The 17,778-nt window shown below is 55.5% G+C and carries 20 protein-coding genes; 6 read left to right on the forward strand and 14 right to left on the reverse strand.

Translation table 11 applies throughout. The annotated features are described in order from the left end of the window. Positions 1-81 precede the first annotated feature (81 nt). From Q1B46_RS12425 to Q1B46_RS12440, 4 genes are all read right to left on the reverse strand, one after another. Entirely contained in the window at positions 82-1,464 is a 1,383-nt protein-coding gene (locus Q1B46_RS12425; RefSeq protein WP_299948391.1) for an adenylate/guanylate cyclase domain-containing protein, read from the reverse strand. A 132-nt stretch (positions 1,465-1,596) separates the two neighbouring features. Continuing rightward, positions 1,597-2,700, reverse strand: coding sequence for a site-specific DNA-methyltransferase (locus Q1B46_RS12430; RefSeq protein WP_299664353.1), 1,104 nt, complete (start codon positions 2,698-2,700; stop codon positions 1,597-1,599). Between the two features lie 105 nt (positions 2,701-2,805). After that, positions 2,806-3,423, reverse strand: a complete 618-nt coding sequence (locus Q1B46_RS12435) for a ribonuclease HII (RefSeq protein ID WP_299948505.1) — start codon at positions 3,421-3,423, stop codon at positions 2,806-2,808. A gap of 110 nt (positions 3,424-3,533) precedes the next feature. Beyond that, a complete protein-coding gene (locus tag Q1B46_RS12440; RefSeq protein ID WP_299948394.1) occupies positions 3,534-4,016 on the reverse strand; it encodes a hypothetical protein in 483 nt (160 codons plus the stop codon). 175 nt (positions 4,017-4,191) lie between these two features. Between Q1B46_RS12440 and Q1B46_RS12445 the strand changes: the two genes are divergently transcribed. The 3 genes from Q1B46_RS12445 (at position 4,192) to Q1B46_RS12455 (ending at position 6,814) form a co-directional block, all read left to right on the forward strand. Continuing rightward, positions 4,192-4,479: a hypothetical protein gene (locus Q1B46_RS12445; protein WP_299948396.1), complete on the forward strand. Its 288-nt coding sequence runs from the start codon at positions 4,192-4,194 to the stop codon at positions 4,477-4,479. Beyond that, the gene (locus tag Q1B46_RS12450; protein ID WP_299948398.1) at positions 4,451-5,152 is read left to right on the forward strand and encodes a hypothetical protein; all 702 of its coding nucleotides are present in this window, start codon (positions 4,451-4,453) and stop codon (positions 5,150-5,152) included. The genes Q1B46_RS12445 and Q1B46_RS12450 overlap by 29 nt, the downstream gene beginning before the upstream one ends. A gap of 90 nt (positions 5,153-5,242) precedes the next feature. Next, positions 5,243-6,814, forward strand: coding sequence for a DUF427 domain-containing protein (locus tag Q1B46_RS12455; protein WP_299948400.1), 1,572 nt, complete (start codon positions 5,243-5,245; stop codon positions 6,812-6,814). Between the two features lie 141 nt (positions 6,815-6,955). On the opposite strand, the gene Q1B46_RS12460 is transcribed toward Q1B46_RS12455, so the two are convergent. From Q1B46_RS12460 to Q1B46_RS12485, 6 genes are all read right to left on the reverse strand, one after another. Further along, positions 6,956-7,753, reverse strand: a complete 798-nt coding sequence (locus Q1B46_RS12460; protein WP_299948402.1) for a DUF1217 domain-containing protein — start codon at positions 7,751-7,753, stop codon at positions 6,956-6,958. Further along, complete coding sequence (gene flbT / locus Q1B46_RS12465; RefSeq protein WP_299948404.1) at positions 7,750-8,151, reverse strand: flagellar biosynthesis repressor FlbT; 402 nt, start codon at positions 8,149-8,151, stop codon at positions 7,750-7,752. The genes Q1B46_RS12460 and flbT overlap by 4 nt, the downstream gene beginning before the upstream one ends. Then, positions 8,151-8,525 carry a flagellar biosynthesis regulator FlaF gene (flaF, locus tag Q1B46_RS12470; RefSeq protein ID WP_299948406.1) on the reverse strand — a complete coding sequence of 125 codons (375 nt, stop codon included), beginning with the start codon at positions 8,523-8,525 and terminating at the stop codon, positions 8,151-8,153. Before flaF ends, flbT begins: the two co-directional genes overlap by 1 nt. Before the next feature lie 77 nt (positions 8,526-8,602). After that, complete coding sequence (locus tag Q1B46_RS12475; RefSeq protein ID WP_299948408.1) at positions 8,603-9,850, reverse strand: flagellin; 1,248 nt, start codon at positions 9,848-9,850, stop codon at positions 8,603-8,605. 210 nt (positions 9,851-10,060) lie between these two features. Next, complete coding sequence (locus tag Q1B46_RS12480; protein ID WP_299948410.1) at positions 10,061-10,408, reverse strand: flagellar biosynthesis protein FlgN; 348 nt, start codon at positions 10,406-10,408, stop codon at positions 10,061-10,063. Continuing rightward, the gene (locus Q1B46_RS12485) at positions 10,401-10,673 is read right to left on the reverse strand and encodes a rod-binding protein (RefSeq protein WP_299948412.1); all 273 of its coding nucleotides are present in this window, start codon (positions 10,671-10,673) and stop codon (positions 10,401-10,403) included. Before Q1B46_RS12485 ends, Q1B46_RS12480 begins: the two co-directional genes overlap by 8 nt. 113 nt (positions 10,674-10,786) lie before the next feature. On the opposite strand from Q1B46_RS12485, the gene Q1B46_RS12490 reads away from it, so the two are divergent. The 3 genes from Q1B46_RS12490 to Q1B46_RS12500 all read left to right on the forward strand — a co-directional run bounded on the left by Q1B46_RS12490 (position 10,787) and on the right by Q1B46_RS12500 (position 13,606). Then, positions 10,787-12,016 carry a flagellar hook-length control protein FliK gene (locus tag Q1B46_RS12490; protein ID WP_299948414.1) on the forward strand — a complete coding sequence of 410 codons (1,230 nt, stop codon included), beginning with the start codon at positions 10,787-10,789 and terminating at the stop codon, positions 12,014-12,016. A 3-nt stretch (positions 12,017-12,019) separates the two neighbouring features. After that, positions 12,020-12,685: a flagellar hook capping FlgD N-terminal domain-containing protein gene (locus Q1B46_RS12495; protein ID WP_299948416.1), complete on the forward strand. Its 666-nt coding sequence runs from the start codon at positions 12,020-12,022 to the stop codon at positions 12,683-12,685. 147 nt (positions 12,686-12,832) lie between these two features. Then, positions 12,833-13,606: an aminoglycoside phosphotransferase family protein gene (locus Q1B46_RS12500; protein WP_299948418.1), complete on the forward strand. Its 774-nt coding sequence runs from the start codon at positions 12,833-12,835 to the stop codon at positions 13,604-13,606. On the opposite strand, the gene Q1B46_RS12505 is transcribed toward Q1B46_RS12500, so the two are convergent. The 4 genes from Q1B46_RS12505 to Q1B46_RS12520 are packed head-to-tail and all read right to left on the reverse strand — an operon-like array spanning position 13,601 to position 17,731. After that, entirely contained in the window at positions 13,601-14,902 is a 1,302-nt protein-coding gene (locus Q1B46_RS12505; protein ID WP_299948420.1) for an FAD-binding oxidoreductase, read from the reverse strand. The genes Q1B46_RS12500 and Q1B46_RS12505 overlap by 6 nt on opposite strands. Beyond that, a complete protein-coding gene (locus Q1B46_RS12510) occupies positions 14,899-15,717 on the reverse strand; it encodes an ABC transporter permease (protein WP_299664380.1) in 819 nt (272 codons plus the stop codon). The genes Q1B46_RS12505 and Q1B46_RS12510 overlap by 4 nt, the downstream gene beginning before the upstream one ends. Continuing rightward, on the reverse strand, positions 15,714-16,604 hold the full coding sequence (locus tag Q1B46_RS12515; RefSeq protein ID WP_299948423.1) for an ABC transporter permease subunit: 891 nt from the start codon (positions 16,602-16,604) through the stop codon (positions 15,714-15,716). Before Q1B46_RS12515 ends, Q1B46_RS12510 begins: the two co-directional genes overlap by 4 nt. Then, positions 16,604-17,731: an ABC transporter ATP-binding protein gene (locus Q1B46_RS12520; protein ID WP_299948425.1), complete on the reverse strand. Its 1,128-nt coding sequence runs from the start codon at positions 17,729-17,731 to the stop codon at positions 16,604-16,606. Before Q1B46_RS12520 ends, Q1B46_RS12515 begins: the two co-directional genes overlap by 1 nt. Positions 17,732-17,778 lie beyond the last annotated feature (47 nt).

Genomic DNA, 17,778 nt, shown 5'->3' on the forward strand with positions numbered 1-17,778 from the left:
CAGCGCGCGCCAGCGTGCTGCCCGGCCCAACGGGAAGCATCGCATCTTTGATGCGGTTCTGACGGGCGGGAGCTTTAGTTGTTACAGCACCCAAACATCCATTGGGGCGGCAACGCCTCGTACCGGTTGTCCCAGGTGCTGCTCAAACCCAGCCATCAAGTCTTGCGCATTCTGCGCTTCTTCCAACGCCCGGGCTCGCAACGCATCACTGACAATAATGCGCGCTTGTAGATCGCGTGTCATGGCCTCCAGCTTGGCGGCGACATTGACCGCATCACCAATCACGGCGAACTCCAGTCTATTGGCGCCTATGTCACCCAAGACGACCGAGCCATAGTGGACCCCAACGCCGATCTGAATCTCTGGCTCGCCTGCACGCTTGCGATCAAGGTTCCAGCGATCGATCATCTCAACCATCCCTCGCGCACAAGCCAACGCGCTGCTGGCGTCCAGTTGACCCGGCACCGGAGTGCCAAACGTGGCCATCAACCCATCGCCCAAATACTTGTCCAACGTTCCGTGATGACGAAACACTTCTGTCTCCATCCGGGCATGGAAACCACGCAGAACTTCGATAACCTCGTAGGGATCACGTCCTGCCGAAAACTTGGTGAAACCGACGATGTCTATGAAAAGGACTGCGATATCCTCTTTGCGAACCTGTTTCAGCGGCTCGTCATTCTGGCTCAGCTCTTCAACCACGTTCGGCGAGAAATACCGCGACAGGTTCGCGCGCTCACGCTCGAGCCCGGCGTTTGACATCAGCAAATGATTGAGTCGTCGCATCGAAACCCCAAGCGTCACCGCGACCATGACAAATACAATCACCTGTTGGATGCGCTGAGACACCATGAAACTGTTTGGATCAAGCATCTCGGCAACAGCCGGGTACCCTTGCAACGCCTCGGCGACATCTTCGCTGATCTCGGGTATGGGCGTGGCAACCCACCATGCGATGATCCAGCCTGCCGTCCACATCGCTGCGGTCCATGATCCAATCGCGATGACCGTGCGCCAGGAATAGGCGAGCGTGCCTGCCGCCAAAATGATGAAGAAATACTGAAAGTTATCGAACCGGTACTGCATCGCCAGTGGCCGCACGTCATCGCTGAACGGATTGGGCACGATCATACCCAGCGTCATGATCAGAAGATCTACGAAAATCAAAAGCAACTCAGTCCGGGATTGGCCTACCCGTCCTGCGCGTCGGATCAGCCAACCATTGGCACAGATCAGCAGCAGAATGAAGTGATACCAGAGGACATCCCATTGGGGGTTCAGATAGATCAGCAGCAACCCAGTGAATGCCATCGCGATCCAACGCGCCCGAACGGCAAGTTCCAGCCCTTCGCGCTTGTTTCGTTCAAGTGCCGCCTCGGTGTACTTATTGTTCAAATCGAAATGATCCGGCTGCGTGACGAACAATCTGCTCAGACGAGATTGACTGGCGGTGGTCTCGGTCATTGCCTTTATCTCCCATATGGGCTTTCAGGGGCTGCCCTATGCAATCACCCTACGGGCAAAAACAAAAGACCCCGCCGGAAACGGCGGGGCAAGGATTAGTGCCTTGTGTCAGGCCACAGGCACCGGCGGTATTCAGTTGTGCATTTCAGACCGGATCTGTTGACGCAACACATCGATTGGCACGGTTTTGCCATCGCGTTTGAAACACCAATATGTCCAGCCGTTGCAAGACGGCGCGTTTTCAAGATGCGCCCCAACTTGGTGGATCGAGCCTTTGACGTTATCGCCCACCAAAGTCCCGTCAGCGCGAACCTTGGCTTTGTGACGTTGGTTCATGGAATAAAGCTCTTCTCCCGGACGCAACATGCCGCGTTCGACCAGCTGACCAAAGGGCACACGCGGCTCTGCGCGTTTGCTGGCACTGACTTCCAGCGCCTCGCGGTCGAATTTGCGGACCTTGGCGATGCGCTTCAGGGCCACTTTGCGATAGCTCTCCTCGCGCTCGATCCCGATGAACTCACGGCCTAGCATCTTGGCAACAGCACCCGTCGTGCCGGTGCCGAAGAAAGGGTCCAACACGACATCGCCCGGATTGGTCGAACCAATCAGAACACGGTGTAGCAGAGATTCGGGTTTCTGTGTCGGATGCGCTTTGTCGCCGTTTTCATCCTTAAGACGCTCATGCCCGGTACAAATTGGCAGCACCCAGTCGCTGCGCATCTGCACGCCCTCGTTCAGCGCCTTCAGGGCCTCATAGTTGAACGTGTATTTAGCGCCTTCGCGTTTCGACGCCCAAATCATGGTCTCGTGTGCGTTGGTAAACCGCTTACCGCGGAAATTCGGCATCGGGTTCGATTTGCGCCACACAACGTCGTTCAGAATCCAATAACCCGCGTCCTGCAACGCCGAACCAACACGGAAAATATTGTGATAGGACCCGATCACCCAGATCGCGCCATTGGGTTTCAGCAGACGATGGGCTGCCTTCAGCCATTCGCGCGTGAACTGGTCATAGACCGCAAAGCTGGAAAACTGATCCCAGTGATCATCAACCGCGTCGACCTGAGAGTTATCTGGGCGGTGCAACTGGCCTTTCAGTTGCAGGTTATACGGGGGGTCCGCAAATATCAGGTCAACCGACGCTTCGGGCAGACTGTTCATCGCCTCGATGCAGTCCCCGGATAGAATCGTGTTTAAAGGGAGCGCGGCTGCGCCCTTTGTCTTGATTGTGGTCATATCACTGCCTCAGTTCCACGGCGCTTTTGCGCTCATTTGGTTGAGACAAGGATGAGTCAAAGATGATTCGCCGTCAATTTCTTTTTTGAATCAGCGGCTTACGATTTACTCTTGATACAAGATATTGTGGACCGGTTTGAAGGAACGTCTATGGTGTGGGGTCACGCCAAGATTTTGCAACGCATCGCGGTGTTGTTTTGTCGGATAACCGGCGTTGGCCTCCCATCCATAGCCGGGATGCTGTTGCGCCAAATCCACCATCAGCCGATCGCGCCAGATTTTTGCAACGATCGACGCGGCCGCAATCGACACCGACCGCGCATCTCCCTTCACCACCGCCTGTGACGACAGTTTCATGCCGCGCGGGATCATGTTGCCATCGATCAGCAGGAAATCAGGCGCTGGGTCCAGCGCTGCGACCGCGCGCGTCATCGCCAGATGCGAGGCGCGCAAAATGTTGTGCTCGTCAATCTCAGCAACTGAGGCTTCGGCGATGGCCACCTGCGCCCGATCCTGCAACTCCGCATCCAAACCAACGCGACGCTTGGCAGTCAGTTTTTTGGAATCGTTCAGCCCATCGGGAATATCATCCGGGTTCAGCACAACGGCTGCGGCAACCACTGGCCCCGCCAAAGGGCCGCGCCCGACCTCGTCCACTCCGGCAATTCGGAGGTATCCGCGCGCCAACAATGCCCTTTCGAGTTCAAAATCTGGTGTCGCCATACCTTTGGCAAACCGCGTTTCAGCGCTGGGCGCAAGAAAAAAGAAGAGGGCAGCTTGCGCCACCCTCTCCCGCGTGGCGCTTCTTTGGCGCCACTCCTGCTCGAAACCGGTTACTGGTACACGACACGGTATCCATTCTGGCGCAGGCAGGCGGGTTCATATGCCCGTTTTACCTTTTTACCATTCCAGAAACCAACCTTGCATTGGTGGGGCAGGCTATCGGCATGTTTGTAGTGCTTCTTGAGGCAATTCGGCCCAAGCAGCGGATGCTTCTTCGAATAGGCGTTGAACGTGCGCAGGCAACGCTGTGGCAGATCGTAGCGTGCAACGCGATTGGGTAGCGGACGAACGTGGTTCTTATGTATCTTCTTTTGTGCCTGCTTCTTTGCCTTCTTTTTCTGTTGTTTATGACGCCGTTTCTTTTCTTCTTCGCGTTTCTCATCCTGATAGTGATGTACCGCCGCACCAATGATAGCGAGCGCGGCCAACCCGCCGAGAATGTCCCTGGTATCCGCTGCCCGCGCCTGTGACGCGGATATCCCGGTAACTGCGACGGCTGTGGCGACGATCAAAGCGATGAATTTCCGATGCATGATGCGTTTCCTTTCGGATGATGGGCAGGCCCTAAGCGGACCGCGTATTTGATGCACCGACATTGCGACCGACCCTCTCAGACAAGCAATAACGGCAAGGTGTTATCCAATATCAGCACCGCAAACCCCCTGAGGTTATTGAATATCCGCCCAACCCGTGCGCAGGATGCAGCCCATGAAACAGATCCTCTCTTCTCTGGCTCTGACGGCCCTGATATCGGTTGGGTCGCAGGCCGCTGCGGCAGATTGTTATGCCGACTACAAAGCCAAGCAGGACAACCCCTTGCGTCTGCACTATGGCGTCATGCAGGTCTCTAGCTGTAGTAAGGGATCCGCGCAGAAGGAGGTCGCGAAGCGGCTAAAGTCGAACGGTTGGACCCTGCTGAACGTCATGTCCGTGTTCGAAGCGGATGGGTTGGATCAAAGGAAGGCCAATGCCGGAAAATTCTATCTCCGTTACTAAAGCGCGTCGTTCGGGGGTTCGGCTGGTTGGACTGGGGATTGCAGCAATCGTTGCAATCCTGGTAACCGCTGCGATTTTCCTGTTCTGGACACTGCCCGATGCGAACGCTTTCAATGCGCGGGTCGAAAGGTTGTTTGTCGAGGCTGACCTGACCTCGCAATCTGAAATCCGCCTGCTTGAAATTCTCGCCCAATCCGGCACTGCGTTTGCCGATACCCTGTCCAGCTACAGGATGGTGATCTTTGTGCTGTTGGTCTTCGCAAGCGCCATGCTGATCACTGCGCTGGTGTTTCTGGTCATGCTGGTTCTGCTGAATCGCCGCATGGCACAGATCGAAAGGACCGGGATTCAGGTGACCTCGCTGCTGATCAGCCGCGAAGAAAACACCGTTTACCTCAACAACATGGATTTCAAACTAACGCCTGCGGCGATGGAAACACTGTCGGTATTGGCCGAATCCCGGCTCGATGACGAGGTTCTGTCGGGCGCTCAGATTGAAGCGATGATCTCAGGCAGGAACGTGGTTGATTGCGAAGAAGCGGCAGGAGCCACCCGCATCAAGCGCTTACGCGATACTCTCGGCAATCAAATGGTCAGTGAACTGCTGGTGAAAAACATCGCAAAAAAGGGCTATATGCTGTCGATCGAAAAAGACGTTATTCAAATGGTCTGAGGACGTCATTACGATAAAATATGTGCGCGCACCTTGGAATTACTGCCCTCAAGGCCCATCATATAAGGGCTTGGCCAGGGGAGGTTGCAGATGAACGTCCATGCCACACCAAATGTCAAAGGCTATGGGATTTCCGTTGAGCCGCTGCAGGGACGGGTCGCGATCTATCGGGGCGATATCTTGCTGGCCAAAAGCCACAACGCCAAAGTCATGTATGAAACGCGGCTACCACCCGCGATATATGTCCCACGTGAAGACCTGTGCGTAGAACTCAGCCCCGAAACCGATCTACAGACCTTTTGCCCCTTCAAAGGCACCGCAACCTATCACGACATCAGCCTGCCGGAAGAGCATCTGACCAACTCGATCTGGGCCTATGAAGACGCCTTTCCTGAAAGTGCCGGCATTCAAGGCCATATCGGTTTCATGCCAAATATCGTAACGCGGATTGACCTTGGTGAAAACCAGCTGCGTCAACCCGATTACGGCAACATCAGCGGGCCTCTGATCGACTGGCTGATGCGCGGTGCGTCCGAGGTGAATACGCCAGATGGCTTCACAAAAGCGCTGGCTGAGAAGATGCTGGAACATGGTATTGCCATTCAGCGCCTCAGCATTCTAGTCTGGTCGCTTCACCCCCTGATCGCGGGCAAGCATTATATCTGGGAAAAGGACGCGGCCGAGATCTCGACCCATACCCCGAGCTATGAGATCCACGATCACCCGGCCTTTACCAATAGCCCTCTGCGTCACGTATCGAACGGGTTGGGTGGCGTGCGTCAGCGCCTGAATAACGACAACCCGCATAACAGTTTTCCGATCATCGAAGACCTGCGCGCAAAAGGGGCCACCGATTATGTTGCCATGCCGCTGCCCTTCTCGGATGGTCGGACCAACGTCCTGACCCTAACCTGTGATCACCCCGATGGATTCACTACGGAAAACCTCGGGCTGGTCTTTGAGTGCTCTACCGTCATCGCGCGTTTCTACGAAGTATTCATGCAGCGCGAAAACGCGCAGGTTCTGTTGGAAACCTATGTGGGCAAACGATCAGGTGCACGGGTTTTGGGGGGTGAAATTCGCCGTGGGGATGGTGATGACATTGATGCAGCTATCATGTTCTGCGATCTTCGAAACTCGACCGCGCTGGAGGAACAACTCGGGCGTGATGCCTATATCGAAGTGCTTAATGGGTTCTTTGAAACTGTGTCCGGGATCGTGCACGATCATGACGGCGAAGTTCTGAAATTCATCGGCGACGCTGTGCTCGCCGTATTCCCAGCCGGTGATGACGCGGTCGGGGCGCGATCCAACGCGCAAGGCTCAGCGATTGAGATCGTTGAGAAATTGGCCGAACTTCGCAGTGACGAGAATGACTACCATTGCGACTGCTCGATTGGCGTCGCCTATGGTCGCGTTACATATGGCAATGTAGGCTCCCGCGAACGGCTGGATTTTACCGTGATCGGACAAGCGGCAAATGTCGCCGCCAGGTTGGGTGAATATGGTAAGACCGTCGGCCATAGAATTGTTGTCTCACAGGATATCGAGCCCGCCTGCAAACAAGCCATCCCATTAGGCGCGATCAAGCTGCACAATGTTTCGCAGCCGGTTAGGTCGTTTGCTCTGCAAACCTCAGCCGATACTTTGATGAATGCGTGAGAAGCCAGCTGACAGGTCGCCACACAAGATTTGAACACCTATCTGGCAAAGATGCGTTTGCAAATTATCCCAAGTTATCAGCCCAGCACTGCCCGGGCTCAGGACCCTTGTACGATCTCCGATCGTAACTGAAGAACTGGTTCAAAAGCCGCCGCCAAGCAAGATCAACGCCGTCTGAGCGGTTGAAGTCACGCTTTGGATTTGCGCGATCTGACTGCGTGCCAGATAAGTATCCGTCAATTTTTCAACAGCCTCATTGTCTGTGAACTGCGCCAAATCCGAGGACCCTGTGGCGCGCTGCAATCGGTCTTTGAAAACCTCAAGCTGTTTGTCCAGATCAAGTTGTGCAAATGCTCTGGGCAGACCCAAAGCGGTTTCCATCATGCTGCGCAGGGGGGGCAACCCCATCAGGTCAAACCACTTTCTGTTTTCGCTACCATCTTGCGCTGCCAGTTCTTGCAGGGCGTGCTGGGTAAACAACGCGATCCGCATCGATTCATCCGCTTCACCAACCGATATTTCAAATCGGGCGGTCAGATTGTCGTTGGCGATCTTCTCCATAGCGCTGACGGAACTGGTTTTGGGTACATCGCCCGGCCCCAACCCAAATGCGTTTGCGAATTCACGGTATCTGCTATCCGCCAATCTGTTCGCCAGCGCATCATCGGCCTGTGTACCGTCCGACAGGATCTTTTGGATGAAGAACCGGTTATTTAGGTCGCCTTCAAGGCCAAAAGCCCCCAAGGCCACCTGCAATAGCCGGCGATCAGAAACCAGATCCTCAGCCGAGCGAACATTTCCGATGTTTTCAAGGAAGTACGACGTCTCTCTTTCGTTCACCGCCGAGCTCGAAAAACTCTGGATCTGCGCATCATACGTACGCTGTAAGAATCGCCAACCCACTATCCCGCCAGTGGGAATGACCGGTTGAAAGGTCATTGCTCATATGCCATCAGGCGCTCTTCCCGCGGCAACAGAGAGCGTAGCGCTTTCAAACACTTATAGTATTGCTCGGCCACCAGCGCTTCGGTCGCATCAGCAAGTACCCGGCGGCTGTCGATATCGGTGAACACCTGACTCAACTCCTCGACGCGCCGTAGCAATTGCTGACGTGCCTGATCAGGCGCGGTGTCACCCGACAGGACGAGCTGTGCGGCATAACATACGCGACGCACTGGCGTATTAACCTCTTCCGGATGTATAGCGTCACGAAGGCGCAAAACATTGGCTTGCGGGGTCATGATCGAGAATCTGCTGCGGCGATCACCGTTTTCTATGACGACACCATTGATCAAAACCCGTTCTTTAGGAGCAAGTTTCAGAACCAGACCACCCATCAGTTCCCCCTCATCTGACGCAGGCCACGCAAGACAGCCATGTTAATCTCTAGCAACGGCTCAACCGATGCCTTGTTCCCCAATACTTGGCTGCTGTGTTGTTCCGTGAATTCCGCCAGATAGAATATTCGGGCACGCAAACTGTTCGGTAGTGAATTGTCTGCATCGGCTACACCTGTCGCCAGCACGCTCCACAAACGGCGATTTTCGTGCAAAGCTTGAACAAACCCTCCAAAATCCGTCGCCTTACGCGCCGCGGCGGCTTTCAAGCGGTGCGTGATCTTGGATATCGCTTCATATTCCGTATCCCGGGGCGTGCGTGTCGGCGCAGCGGATTGTGTATAAGCGCGTTGTGCGAGCGTTTGCGGTGTCACTTGAAATCCTTCCAATTGTCCATCAACGGGCAGTTATGACCGGGGCACGGCGCACGCGCCCCGGTTCAGTTCCTGAATTACCGGAACAGCGACAGGATGGACTGTGGTGCCTGGTTTGCGATCGACAGCGATTGCGTTGCCAATTGCTGTTGCACCTGCAACGCCTGCAGCCGGGCCGATGTCTCTTCCATATCGGCGTCAACCAAAGCGCCAATCCCCGATTTGAACGAGTCAGACAGGTTCGAGATGAACTCTTTCTGGGTCTCGATCCGGCCCTGCGACGAACCAAAGGCGGCGGATGCATCGATCGCAGTATCGATCAATGTCTCGATGGTTCCCAGCGCGGCTGCCGCTCCCGCATCGGTCGACACGTCGATTGAGGAAACGGCACCCAGACCTCCGGCCCCGGCATTGGTGAATTGCGCCGAAACAGTTACGTCGCGTTCTGCGTCAGCGCCTGCAGTGGCTGTCCCTGAAACGAACGAAAGCGTACCTGGTGAACCGGAGTCATAATCGATTGCAACCCCTGTGATGCCCAAAGCATCAACCTGGTTCTTCAGCCCAACGGCAACAATTGCATCGGTATAAGCCGAGTCGTAAGTGCCCGATGGATCCAGATCACCGGCCTGAACCGTATAGGAGGCAACTTTATCACCGATGGTAATCGATACCTTGTCACCCGCCGCAAAGTTATCGGTCGAACTATCGATGACAATATCGCCCGAGCCTCCGGACTTATCCATCGTGAAACCCGCTGCATCGTTGTCAGTGGTCACGTTGTCCGATCCCGCCAGTACACCTTTTGAGGCGTAGCCACCGGTCGACAAATCCTGACTTGCAACCGAGATCGACGACGCAGTTACACCGCCTGCGCTGTCACGATCCAGCGATGCGAGAATGGATGCCGTACCCGCCGACCCATCGACCAGGTTCAGCCCGTTGAATTGCGCTGCACCCACAACCGAGGCAATCTGGTCGCGCAATGCCGTTACATCATCATTGATCTTGGCACGGTCGACGTTGTCTTCCTGAGCCGCGACAATCTTGCCTTTCATCTGGTTCAGCAGGTCCGTCACGGTTTCTGATGCGTTCCTTGCAACAGCGACGGTTGATTCACCCAGCGCCAAGCTGTCCTTGATGGCGTTAAAACCCTTAACGTCCGATTCCATCACCTTGGAGATGGCCCAGACAGCAGAGTTATCTTTGGCCGTGGCCACATCCTTACCGGTCGAAATCGCATTTTGCGTCATCGCCAGGTTCTTGTTCACTGATTTGAGAGTTTGCAGCGCAACCATTGCGCCATTGTTCGTCAGAATGCTGGACATATTAGTCATCCTCTTTGCGTTCGGGCGCCTTTGACGCCCATGTTGGACCCACCGGACCGGCAGGCATTCTGTCGTTCTGACCTGTGCGTCGTCCCTTGCGGTCTTCGCGCCACCTGCTGTCTCAGGTGCATTCCAACATTTGGCAGTGATCCCCTAACGGAGTGCTAAGATGAACAAACCCAAAGCCTTGGATTTGAATTAAACCAGACGCTATGCCCGTTTCTCTAGCTTCGCCTGCGGGCGCAGGGCATAGCCGTTCCGCTGCCCCGTCGCATCATACGTGCTGAACTCCTGCCGCACGCGACGCAATTCCGACATGCGCTCCGCCACGGCGCGAATGCCTTCGGCCGCACTACTCAAAAGCGCTTGATTGCGCGCTACCTTCTGCTGAACGCGAACCAGATCACCGCTATTCATGACGGAAAGTTCGTTCAGCGCATCGATCAGGCTTTCCTTTTCAGGCACCAATCGATTCAGTTCGCCAAGATCGCCTTCAACCAACGCCACACGCTCTAGATCAAGCAGATCTTCCAGCGCTCTGATCGAGCTTTCATCCATCTGACTTCTCCATCATCGCGTTAAAAAGCACCTCTGACAGGCCAATGCCACCGGTCTGGGCCATCTGCCGGGCCTGCTGTTGGATTAGGAATGAGGAAAATTGATCCTCTCCCGCTCCTCCTCCGAACGATTCCCGTGCTTGGCCGAGGCCCGCTGATTTCAACATTTCGGCGAGAAACGTGGCCTCAAGCTCGACCGAGGCCTCTCTCAGCCTCTCTGCAACCAAAGCGGCCTGCGCCGTTGGTTCCGTCGCTGATATCATCATCGGATTCTCCGTAAATTGCTTCGAACTTTCATGATCAAAGAAGAAAGCAGTTAAAATAAACGTAACTTCCTGCGGTCACAGTCCGGATCAGGCAAACAGAGCCGGAGCAAGAAATGTCCAACCCGCTAACCATCATTACAGCCGCTACGACAACAGGGCCCAAATCCGATGCGCCTCGGGGAGGTGAGCGGGAGGGTAAGGCCGGTTTTGCCTTTGAGGATGCGCTGAATGAAGAACTTGAACTGAATGAGTCCGAGAATTCCCTAACAGCCTTAGCCCAGCAGACAGAGATGACAGATCAACCAGATGTCGAGATTATCGATCCTACTGAGGCCCCGGAAGACCCGCAGACCGAGACAGATGAATGGGTGGTAGAGAACCCTGATACTGGCTTGCTGCAATCGTCGGCATCACTCAACAACAAAACCCCAGTCGCCGAGGACAAGGCAGGCAGCACCGCTTCTCCTCAGTTCGTACAGCGGGCAAATCAAACCGTATCCCCAAACCGATTGGATCAAGGAAATCGTCCGCCAGCAGCACCTTCGATCTCCTCTCCCCCCCCTGAAAACCTGCATAGATTCCCAGTGCAGACTCAAGCTTTTGACAACTCAAAAAACCGGATTCCGGGACAGGCACCCATCCAACATGCAATGAGCCCCGAATCGGATGCACACTCACAACGGATACGCGCCAAAATCGAAACCAGATACCATCTGGATACCGATGCGGCCAACATGCTAACCAACAAGCACGGCCTACAACAGCCAGTCGCAATCACCGCAAAGACCGTAATATCGGCGCAATTCGCGGGATTGGCTGCGATCGAACACCCCCACGACGCAGAACAAACCCACGAACTTCACGATATCTCAGCGCTCAAAGAAATTTCATTGGGTTCCGGTCAGCGTGAGGCCTTGGCGACCGGCCCTGTTATACCCCCCCGCGTGGATACCGCCCGCTCCATTGCCGGTCAGCTGGCCGCCGTCATCTCGGCAAGGCCCGGTGCACAGGGTGTGGACATCGCGCTGAACCCCGAGGAACTGGGCCGCGTATCGATCACATTCACCAGCCGAGAAGACGGATTGCACATGATGATCACGACTGAACGGCCAGAAACTCTTGACCTGATGCGCCGTCACATTGCGCTTTTGTCCGCCGAGTTTGAAAAGCTTGGATACGAAGGACTGTCGCTTGATCTGGGCATGTCCAACGACCCCTCTCAACAAGACGATCACTCGGAGTCTGGGGGATTCTTCGACACTCCGGAGGCAGTGGATTTTGACGCGCCTCGGACGCCAGTTACCCCAATCGGCCCCCAACGTGGCCTAGATGTAAGGCTTTGAGCAATGATTACTCCAACCAGTTCAACCGCGACCACAAATGTTGCATCGGGCGCAAGCGACGGTTCGCAGAGCTCGGCTTTGACATCCGATTTCGAAACCTTCCTTCGGATGCTGACGGTACAGGCGCGAAATCAGGATCCGTTGGAGCCGCTGGATTCATCGGAATACGCCGCGCAGCTCGCACAGTTTTCGATGGTAGAGCAACAAGTAAAGGCGAACGAACTTTTGTCCGATCTGGCGTTGACATTAGGAGCGGTCAACCTGAACCAGCTTGCAAGCTGGGTGGGGATGGATGTTCAGGTTGCGGCACCATTTCGCTTTGATGAACGGCCAGTTCCGATCTTTGCCAGCGCAGCACCTGAAGCAAACAGGGCAGAGCTTGTCATCCGCAATGACCAGGACGTCGTGGTTGATCGGATCGCCGTACCTGTCAACAATTCTGAATTTGAGTGGGCGGGTGTTGATGCCACAGGCAATGCCTATCCGGCGGGCACCTACTCGGCGGCACTTGCGAGTTTTAAGGGGGATAAATTGCTGACCGAGGCCCCCGCGACCGTATTCAGCCGCGTGGTCGAGGCGCAGGTTGGCGAGGGCAAGATCATGTTAAAACTGGACAGCGGGGTTGAAGTATCTGCAGATAAGGTCACACAGATTCGAACGGGTGCTTGAACTGTTGGACAACGCAGGTCAAAGCTGAGCAAACCCGACTCGCTGCTCAACCCGGTAACTCCTCTGTCTGACCATAGCCAACCCCCGCCAGATCTGGTTGCCCAGCTAGATGCCCAAGGGCTGATAGATGTCGGCGTTCGGTTTCAGGTGCTGTATGGCGGACGCACAAATCGGGTGTGGAAGGTATTATCCGGCCCCAGCGACGCGGTGCTCAAGCTTTATGGTGCGCCGTTTCAAAACCCTATGTTCCGCAACGACGCTCAGCTCGAGGCCGATTGTCTGCGCGCGCTCAACAATACCGGCTATGTTCCCAACCTGCGGGCGACAGGCTCAATCGGAGCGGCGAGTTGGGTCTATTACGATCATGCACCAGGCAATCCCTGGCGTGACGGGGTTGAAAGCGTCGCGACCTTGCTGCGGCACCTACATGGGCTTCCCATCGATCTGGAACTTCCCCAAGGCTGTAACGGCAGCGTTGAACTTAGAGAACAGGCTGAACAAATCTTGCTCAGTTGCCAGTCAGCTGAAAAGCAGCGGCTGACCGCACTAAGGCCTGAGGGGGTCGTGGAACCACTTGCTAACCGGCGTTTGATCCACGGCGATCCGGTGGCCGGCAACATCCTGCAGGCTTCGACGGGGCTGACACTCATCGACTGGCAATGCCCAGCCATGGGTGACCCGTGCGAAGATCTGGCTATATTCCTGTCCCCTGCGATGCAGCATCTCTATCGCGATGCGACGCTGTCGGAAGCAGAGGTCGCAAGCTTCCTTACAGCCTACGATCAGCGTGAAATCACCGAGCGTTATTTGCTGTTGCGTCCTTGGTTCAGCTGGCGAATGGCGGCTTATTGTCTGTGGCGGATCGAAAATGGATCACCCGACTATATCCCGGCCTTTGAACTAGAGATCAACGAACTATAGATCCGCCAACCCCAGCAGCGCATAGGCAGGTGGCATCAAGGCGCGGCGCCATCTGCCCAGCGGAAAGCGCGTCGGCGGACGTTCAATTGGCAACGGAAGTTCACTGTGTTGCCCTAGTGCCAATCGGGCCAGAGCACGCCCGCAATAGGTACCCATCGCCACACCGTTGCCGTGGTAAGCAAACCCCGCAAACGCTCCGGCTTGTCCCGGAATCGGACCGGCAAAGGGTACAAGATCACGAGCCAGACAAACCATACCGGACCAGATATGTGTGACATCGATGGAGGCCCAGACCGGGAACAGTCGCCTGAAATCCCGCAATGCTTTTTGGCGAATACGTGCTTCGGCACCGGGCGATGACATTAGTCCTCCGCGCATTCCGAACAGAAACCGCCGATCCGGCATCAGCCGAAAATAGTGAAGCAGATTGCGTGTGTCATACGCCATCTGATCCGAAGTCCACCCCTGCGCCTGCAATTCATCTTGTGACATGGCGCGCGTCACTAACGCCGTGGACTGCGTGGGCATATAACGCGCGGCCATCCACGGATGCAGATCCTCGCTGGAATACCCATTGGTACACAATAGGACCTTGGACGCCCGAACATGACCTGTGGAAGTCTGCAGATCAAAGCCCTGCGGCACTTTGCTGATTTTCTGGATCGCACTTTGCTGATACAGCCCCGCGCCCTTGGTCCGCGCAGCTTTGGCCAGTCCGAACAGGTATTTGCGAGGGTTCAGGCCAAAGCCGACGGGCGTGGTGTAACCACCAAAGAACGCGCCGCCCAACCCTAGGCCCGCCAACTCATGCTGTTCATGCAACTGGCCTTGGGCGTTCGAATTTCGGCGCAATCGCTCCATCGCGCGTTTTGAATGGGCCAGTTGAGTTTCACCCCGAGAATGCCTGTCCGCATCTATTCCATGGCGCGTCAGAAGTTCGGCAACCAACGAAACCGCATCAATTTCTGCTTGAAAATAGGCGTCTGCCGCCTGTTCACCATAGCGACGAACAAGGGTGGTCTCACTTAGTTTCGACCCACCCAGACAGCAGAATCCACCGTTTCGCCCCGATGCACCCCAACCCGGGGATTCCGCCTCGAACACAGCAACTGATGCACCCGTTTCCGCCAGATGAAGCGCGGCAGAAATGCCCGTGAAACCGCCGCCAATAATGGCGACATCGACACTCAACGCGCCGTGAAGAATTGGCCAATCCGGGGCCTCAATTGTCTCATCCCACCAGCAGGTCGACCGGGGGGCGGAACTGTAGGCATAATCAGAATAGATCCGTTTCATTCAGTACGCGCCGCAGCCTGTTCATCCTGCTTTTGCCGCATCATCGCGCGTTTTGTCACCAATGATGCGGTAATGACACCCACGGTAACAACCGCAATCATAAGCGTGGACAACGCGTTGATTTCAGGACTGACACCGAGACGCACAGCCGAGAATATCTTGATCGGTAAGGTGGTAGCAGAAGGCCCGGACGTGAAAGACGCGATGACCAGATCATCCAACGACAAGGTGAACGCCAGCAACCAGCCGGACACCACGGCAGGTGCTATGATCGGCAATGTGACGAGGCGAAAGGCTTGTGCGGACGAGCATCCCAGATCCAGCGCGGCCTCCTCCAACGACTGATCAAACGTGACAAGGCGCGATGAGACAACGACCGAAACGAAGCACATCGAAAAGGTTGTATGCGCCAGCACGATCGTCAGGATACCACGATCCAGCCCGATACCGATAAAGAGCAGCAGCAGCGACAGGCCTGTGATCACCTCGGGCATTACCAGCGGCGCGTAGATCATCCCCGAAAACAATGTGCGGCCAAAGAACCGACCACCTCGAACCAGAACATATGCCGCGGCAGTTCCAAGGATCGTCGCCAATGTGGATGAAAAGACTGCGACCCGCAGTGTAACCCATGCAGCATCCAGAAATGCCTCGTTCTGAACAAGCTCGCCATACCATTTGGTAGAAAATCCGGCCCAAACGGTGACCAGTTTACTTTCGTTGAAACTGAAGATGATCAGGATGATCATCGGGATGTACAGAAAGGCGAACCCCAGCGTCAGTGAGACTGTGTTGAACCAGCTGAGCTTGTTCATTGTTCAGCCTCCGTCTGTTTTTGCTGGTTCCGCTGAAACAGCACGATCGGAATCACGAGGATCAGCAACAGAACCACTGCCACGGCACTGGCAACTGGCCAATCGCGGTTTGAGAAGAATTCCTCCCACAACACCTTGCCGATCATCAACGTTCCTGATCCGCCCAGAAGCGATGGGATCACGAACTCACCGATCACCGGGATCATCACCAGAAAGCAGCCGGCGATAATACCCGGGCGCGACAAAGGTATCGTCACCAGCCAAAAGGCTTGCAGGCGCGAACACCCAAGGTCTTCGGCGGCTTCGATCAGCGAGCCGTCCATCCGTTCAAGCGACGAATAGATCGGTAAAATCATGAACGGAAGATAGGTGTATACGATGCCGATATAGACCGCCGTATTGGTGTTTAGAATGGTCAGCGGAGTTGAAATGATCCCGGTCCACAGCAGCAGTTGGTTTAGATATCCTTCGTTACTGAGGATACCCATCCACGCATAGACCCGGATCAGAAACGACGTCCAGAAGGGCAAGATGACCAGCATCATAAGGGTCGGCCGCCACTCTTCAGGTGCGCGGGCCATGGCATAGGCAATGGGATATCCGACAATCAGGGTGAAAATAGTGGAAATCAAGGCGATCTTGACGGAAGACAGATAAGCCTTCCAGTAAAGATCGTCTTCAGTCAGCCAGATGAAATTCTCCAGATCAAGCTGGCTAAAGAATTCCCTGATACCTACCCAACCCGCGGACAAGTCCAGCGTTGGCGTGTAGGGCGGGATGGCAAGGTCGGTGTCCGAAAGTGAGATCTTCAGAACTATGAAGAAGGGCACCAGAAACAGCGCCAGCAGCCATACGTAGGGGATGGCGATCAGAAAAGCCCGGCGCATCAGTTTTCCAGCAAAACCGCGGCCGTCGCTGTCCAAGACAGCCAGACTGGGTCTTCCCACGTGAAGGAGCGGCGCGAGATGCGGCGGGTATTTGCCGTTTGCGCCTTGATGATCGTGCCGTTTGGCAGTTCGACATGATAGGTCGACAGATTGCCCAAATAAGCGATGTCGTGCACCTTGCCCTGAATGGCATTGATCGCATCTGTTGGGCGCTCGGCAGAGATGGCCACCTTCTCGGGCCGGATCGCCACGTGGCAGCTCTGGCCCTTGGACAGCGCTGTTGCGGATGTGGCCGTAAGCGGAGGCTGCCCCTCGGCCCAATCGATTTGATAGCTTTCATCGCCCTGCGCGGTGGCACGCCCTTCGATGATGTTCACATCCCCAATGAAATCAGCCACATATACCGAATTCGGTGTCTCATAGATGCGATCCGGCGTCGCCACTTGCATCAGCTTGCCCTGGTCCATAACGGCCACCCGGCTGGCAACCGTCATCGCCTCTTCCTGATCGTGCGTCACGATGACAAAGGTCGTGCCAGTCTTTTCCTGAATATCCATCAACTCAAACTGAGTGTCCTGACGCAGTTTCTTATCAAGCGCACCCAAAGGCTCATCCAGAAGCAGCAGTTTTGGCGCCTTGGCCAGCGACCGGGCGAGTGCCACACGCTGGCGCTGACCACCCGAGATCTGGTGCGGCTTGCGACGTGCAAATTGCTCCAGCCGGGTGAGGCGCAGCATCTCTTCCACACGCTCTTCCAGATCGCGCTTGGACATTTTGTCCCGGCGCAGGCCAAAGGCGATGTTGTCCCAGATGCTGAGATGCGGAAACAAAGCGTAGGACTGAAACATCATGTTCACAGCCCGCTTGTTGGGCGGAATCGGGTCGATATCCTGCCCTCCCAGAAGAATATGGCCTGCGGTCGGGGTTTCAAAACCAGCCAGCATGCGCATCATCGTGGTCTTGCCACAACCCGACGGGCCAAGCAGAGCAAAGAATTCTTGCTCATAGATGTCCAGCGAAAGATCGTCGATTGCCGTGAATGCACCAAAGCGTTTGGTGACGTTCTGGAACTGGATCAAGGGTTTCGCCTGCGGGTCCTCCCACGGCGCAAATACGTCAGAGTTCAAAGCGACCCCCGTTTATCGGTCAGGATAAGAAAAACGCAAGGCAGTCA

This window comes from uncultured Ruegeria sp. (genome assembly GCF_947500045.1).
Classification (GTDB): domain Bacteria; phylum Pseudomonadota; class Alphaproteobacteria; order Rhodobacterales; family Rhodobacteraceae; genus Ruegeria.